At 70.8% G+C, this 5,104-nt stretch carries 6 protein-coding genes and 1 pseudogene; all 7 read right to left on the bottom strand.

What is annotated here, in order from left to right; genetic code table 11:
- Positions 1 to 351: hypothetical protein (locus tag ACWNCF_RS04000; RefSeq protein ID WP_449406106.1), on the bottom strand; the 351-nt coding region annotated here is incomplete at its 3' end.
- A gap of 7 nt (positions 352 to 358) precedes the next feature.
- Positions 359 to 1,414: a GMC family oxidoreductase N-terminal domain-containing protein gene (locus ACWNCF_RS03995; RefSeq protein WP_449406105.1), complete on the bottom strand. Its 1,056-nt coding sequence runs from the start codon at positions 1,412 to 1,414 to the stop codon at positions 359 to 361.
- A gap of 2 nt (positions 1,415 to 1,416) precedes the next feature.
- The gene (locus tag ACWNCF_RS03990; protein WP_449406107.1) at positions 1,417 to 2,163 is read right to left on the bottom strand and encodes a diguanylate cyclase domain-containing protein; all 747 of its coding nucleotides are present in this window, start codon (positions 2,161 to 2,163) and stop codon (positions 1,417 to 1,419) included.
- A complete protein-coding gene (locus tag ACWNCF_RS03985) occupies positions 2,150 to 3,355 on the bottom strand; it encodes a hypothetical protein (protein ID WP_449406104.1) in 1,206 nt (401 codons plus the stop codon). The genes ACWNCF_RS03990 and ACWNCF_RS03985 overlap by 14 nt, the downstream gene beginning before the upstream one ends.
- Before the next feature lie 123 nt (positions 3,356 to 3,478).
- Positions 3,479 to 4,033 (bottom strand): response regulator, encoded by a 555-nt coding sequence (locus tag ACWNCF_RS03980; RefSeq protein ID WP_449406103.1) that lies wholly within the window; start codon positions 4,031 to 4,033, stop codon positions 3,479 to 3,481.
- Positions 4,034 to 4,231: 198 nt separating this feature from the next.
- Entirely contained in the window at positions 4,232 to 4,915 is a 684-nt protein-coding gene (locus tag ACWNCF_RS03975; protein ID WP_449406102.1) for a response regulator, read from the bottom strand.
- Positions 4,897 to 5,104, bottom strand: a pseudogene (locus ACWNCF_RS03970) (hypothetical protein); the annotation flags it as partial. The pseudogene ACWNCF_RS03970 and the gene ACWNCF_RS03975, both read right to left, overlap by 19 nt.

The raw sequence follows: 5,104 nt of genomic DNA, 5'->3' as shown, positions 1-5,104 counted from the left end.
CGTATCGCTTAAGGTTAAAACGGAGGAGTTAGTTGGATGATCCAGCACCTGGTGCTGCTGGCGCGGGAATCCGGCGGCGAGGCCGCTCGACGAAGCGTGCCGCCGCGTGCGCCTGGCAGCTCGCGGCGAGCATTTCGGCGCACCGCTGCCCGATCCCGCTCGGCGGCGTCGGCGCCACGCGTACTGGAACACGCAGGCGGGCCGGTTCGAGGTCGAGGCCGTGCCCGTGAAGCTGATGGTCGGCGAGTCGTCGGCCGACATCAGGCTGACGGCGACGCTGCCGGTGCGTCCGCGGCCACCGCCTGGGCGGGCGCCGCGGCGAGGTGGCGGCCGAGGCGCCTGCCCAGGCACAGCAGGGTCAGGGTCGGCGGCAGGCCCCACGGGTCGGGGATCGCGGACGCGTCGCACACGTACAGGCCGTGCGCCGCCGTGCGCAGGTACCCGTCCAGCGCCCGTCCGATCGCCGCACCCGGTGCCGCCGGGATGCGCAGCGGAAGTGGTGGCTCGCGAAGACGTGGCGCGCGCCGGCCTGTTCCAGGATGCCGCGCGCGATGGCGATGCCGTGGTCGAGCCGCTTGCGGTCGGCGGCATCGAGGGTCTTGTCGACCCAGCGGGGTCCGACGTCGCCGCGGATCTCGTCGCGGATCTTGACCATGACCGTGAGCGTGCGGCCGTGCGCGAGCAGACGGTCGACGCGGCCCGCCTGCGCCGCGAACGCCTGGTACATGGGACGCGGCAGCGTGAGGTCGGCCAGCGTGACGCCGGCGTCCGGATCGCTCATGCCGGCCGCCATCGGCACCTCGGCGCCGCCGCCCTCGATGTCGTCGGCCGTCCCCATCACGGCCACGACGGGATCGCTGAAGAACGGGACGGGGCCAGCGAGCAGCCCGGACGCCTGGAGAATGCGCGGACTGCCGATGCCGCCGGCCGCCAGCACGACGCGGCCGGCGCGGAAGGTCTGCGTGCGGCCTTCGACGACGGCTTCGACGCCGGCCGCGCGGCCGCCGTCCAGCAGCACGCGCGTCACGCGCGCGTCCGTGAGCAGTACCGCGCCGTGCGCGCGGGCGTCGTCGACCAGTTCGCGCGCCGACCACTTGGCGCCGAACGGGCAGCCATAGACGCAGCGCCAGCATCCGGCGCGGCACGCGGCCGGGCGGATCATCTTGTCCAGCTTGCGCCATGGAAGACCGCGGGCCTGCGCGGCCGCCATGATGCGCGCGGCCATGGGGCCGACGAGGCCGTCCGGCAGCGGCGCCATCGGCAATTCCGCGCGCCACGCGGCGAGGGCGGGCGCCAGGTCGATGACGATGGCGCCGATCGGCACGATCAGGCCGCTCGACTCGGCCAGCGGAATGAATTCGTCCGGGCGGATCATGCCCAGCGTCGGATGCTCCCAGCGCAGCAGCGCTTCCATGCTCAGGAGCTCGCCCGTGCGGATAGGTCCACGCGCGGCTGGTAGTGCAACACGAACTGGTGCTTGTCGATCGCTTCCAGCAGGCGCTGGCGCAGCTGGGTGCGCGTCTTGAGGATGTTCGACTGCGCGGGATCGAAGAAGCGGTACTGCCCCTTGCCTTCGGCCTTGCCGGCATACATGGCGATGTCGCCGTGGCGGATCAGGGTCGCGGCGTCGAGGCCGTCGCGCGGGTACACGGCGATGCCGACCGAGGCGCCGATCATGTGCTGCTCGTCGGCGATCGGGAACGGCTTGCTGAAGGCGTCGACGATGCGCGCGGCGACGATGGCCACCTGCTGGTCGCTGTCGAAGGGGCTCAGCAGGACGACGAATTCGTCGCCGCCGAAGCGCGCCACGCTGTCGCCCGGCCGCAGCTGCGACATCAGGCGCTCGGCGGCCAGCTTGAGCAGGCGGTCGCCGACGGCGTGGCCGTGCGAATCGTTGACCTGCTTGAATTCGTCGAGGTCGATGAACAGCAGCGCCGCACCGTGGCCGCCGTCCTGCGCCTGGCGCAGCGCGGCCGGCACGAAGTTCAGGAACCAGTGGCGGTTCGGCAGGCCCGTGAGGCTGTCCTCGTTGGCCAGGCGCGCCAGCTGCGATTCGTGTTCCTTGCGCTCGCTGATGTCCTGCAGCGTGACGGCGAGGACGTCGCCCACGCGCACGATGCGCCGGTGGCCCCAGCGGATATTCAGGCGGTTATTGTCGGGCATGCGCCGGTCTTCCTGGTGGAAGCCGACGGCCATGGCCGTGCGGTAGTTGGCGGACAGGTCGTCGAACGAGGTACCGTGATGGAGGTCGGAGATCAGGCTGCCGACGAGTTGCGTGCGCGTGGCGCCATAAAAAAAGGCGCCGCGCTCGTTGCAGTCGACGATGCGGAAGTCGATCATCTGGCCCTTGCGGTCGCGCACCGGCGCGACCATGTAGAAGCCGTCGTTGCCGCTCTCGGTGGCCGTGCGGTAGGCGCGCTGGATCTCGGCCCGCTCGCCCGCCCGCGCGCCCGCCCGCAGCGACAGCATGCTCGCGCCCAGCGCCAGCAGCGACAGCACGACGGTCGCCAGCACCGTGTGGTTGCGGCTGTCGGTCCAGTAGGCGTCGGCCGCTTCCAGCACGGCCGTATGCGACAGCGCGACGAGGGCCACGAGCGGATACGCGCTGGAACGGCGCCAGCCCAGCACGCGCGCCTCGCCGTCGGCAAAGCCGCCCTGCCCCGCGACCAAGCTGCACGCCGCGCGCCACCGGCCAGCGGTCGGCATTCGCGGGCAGCAGCGAACTGGCGCTCTGCGTGCGCACGATGCCCCGGGCATCCTGTTCGACGCGCAGGGCATTCTCGGTGCCGACCAGGGCCAGCAGGCTGCCCGGCCCCAGCGTGGGCGAGCTGACGAACGACGTGAAGTAGCCGGCATCGACGGCCATCAGCAGCACGCCGTCGAATCCGTCATCCAGCGTATCGAGGCGGCGCGTGAACAGGATCGTGCCGCGGGTCTCTTCCAGTTCCGGCGGCGGCGTGCCGATGCGCAGCGCGGTCGAGATGGCGTCGCGGTGCTGGATGAAGAAGCCGGCCCTGGACAGATTCAGCCCGCGCTCGTGGATGCGGCTGGACGAGCGGATCGCGCCGTCGGGCCCGATGACGCTCACGTTGACGAAGGCGGCGTCGGTGAACATGCCGTCGCGCCGCATGTTCTCGATCAGGCTGCGGTCGTGCGCATGCTCCCAGCTGTGCTTGAGCTGCATGGTGATCTGGTCGATCTGCGCGACCGAGCGCGTGACGTACTGCTCGTAGGCCTCGGCATAGGCATCGGCCTCCTTGAACGCCTGCTCCTCGGCGCGCCGGCGCTCGGCGCCGGCATGCAGGATCGTGGCGGTCCACGGGCGGCACAGGCGAGCAGCGCCAGCGCGGGCCACAGCAGCGCGAGAAATCGGTGGGTGCGCGGGGCGGTGTGCGCACTGGACTTGGACATGCGGTTCCCGAGTTACTGTTCAGCAACGCGCAGTGTAAGAAGTGAAAGTTACCGGTTGATGACAACGCTATTCGGGTACGCCGCCGGCCAGCGCCTGCGCCAGCGCATCCACATCGGCCGGCTTCACGAAATGGTAATGGAACCCGGCGGCCCTGGACGCGTCGCGGTCCTGCTGCTGGCCATAGCCGGTGAGCGCGATGAACAGGGCGCCGGCCGCTCCCGGCAGCGTGCGGATCTGGCGTGCCAGTTCGTGGCCGTCCATGCCCGGCAGGCCGATATCGAGGACGAACGCGTCGAAAGCGTGATCGCGCACGCTGGCCAGCGCCTGCAACGGGTCGTATTCGACGGCCGTCTCGTGCCCCAGCACCTCCAGCAGCATCGCCACCGTCTGGGCGGCATCGACGTTGTCGTCGACCACCAGCACGCGCCGCACGCCCGGCGGCGCCGCGACATCGGCGGCACGGTCGGCCGGCACGGACGCGGTCGCCGCGGCGGCGCCGTGCCGCTCCACGACACGCTTGACGGGTGCGGGCGCCACGCCCGCGCCGTCGGCGGGATGTACCAGTTCCGCCCGGGCGGTGCCGTCCTGCGATTCTTCGAAGATGCCGATGAAGTCGTACATACGCTCGTTCCAGTAATCAGCCGCATGGCATTGCCAATGGTACGAAAATACGCCTTGTTGGCGCGCAGCCTACGCACGGTAGGGCCGCGCCCGGTCGCTTCCCGGCACGCGGAAGGCCGTCCATACGACGCATGCGCCAAGGATAACCCTCCCAGTGCCTGGCGGCAATACGCGCACGATTGAATGATCGACGCACGATCAGCGCCGCGCTTCCGCCCGCGACAATACCTCGTTGACTTCATTCAGGTCGGCGGGCTTGACGAGGTAATGGTCGAAGCCGGCCTGCCGGGCCTCGGCGCGATCCTGGCTCTGGCCGTAGCCGGTCAGGGCGACCAGCGTGGCGTCCGCGTTTTCCGGCTGTGCGCGCAGGCGCCGCGCCAGTTCGTAGCCGTCCATGTCGGGCAGGCCGATGTCGAGCAGCAGGACGTCGGGATGCTCCGTGCGCGCCCGCGCCAGCGCCCCGCGCCCGTCGTACTCGACGCTCACCGCATGCCCCTGCACTTCGAGCAGCGCGGCCAGCATCTGGGCGGCGTCGGCGTTGTCGTCGACCACCAGCACGCGCAGCGTTGCCGCTGTCGTGGACGGCGTCCGCGCCGCCCGCCGCGCCGGCATCGGGCATCGGTGCCGGGACGCGCGCCGCGCAGCGGCAGGCGGATCGAGAACGTCGCTGCCCAGCCCCAGGCCGTCGCTGTGCGCATGCGCGCTGCCGCCGTGCAGGGCGATGAGGCTCTTGACGAGCGCCAGGCCGATCCCGAGGCCGCCCTGGGAACGGTCCGGGGTGCGCTCGGCCTGGGTGAACAGGTCGAAGATGTACGGCAGGACTTCCGGCGCGATGCCGACGCCGTTGTCGCGCACGGCCACCGTCACGCGCTCCGCCGCCACGCGTCACGGCCAGCACGATCCGCCCGCCCGGCGCGCGTGTACTTGGCGGCGTTGTTGAGGATGTTCGAGATGACCTGCACGAGGCGCGTACGGTCGCCGATCACGCGCGCCGGCTGGCCGGACAATTGCAGCGTCAGCGCATGGCGGCGCGTGTCGATCAGGTGCTGGATCATCCAACTAACTCCTGCA

The organism is Massilia phosphatilytica (genome assembly GCF_977014125.1).
This window is presented reverse-complemented; position numbering and strand designations above follow the sequence as displayed.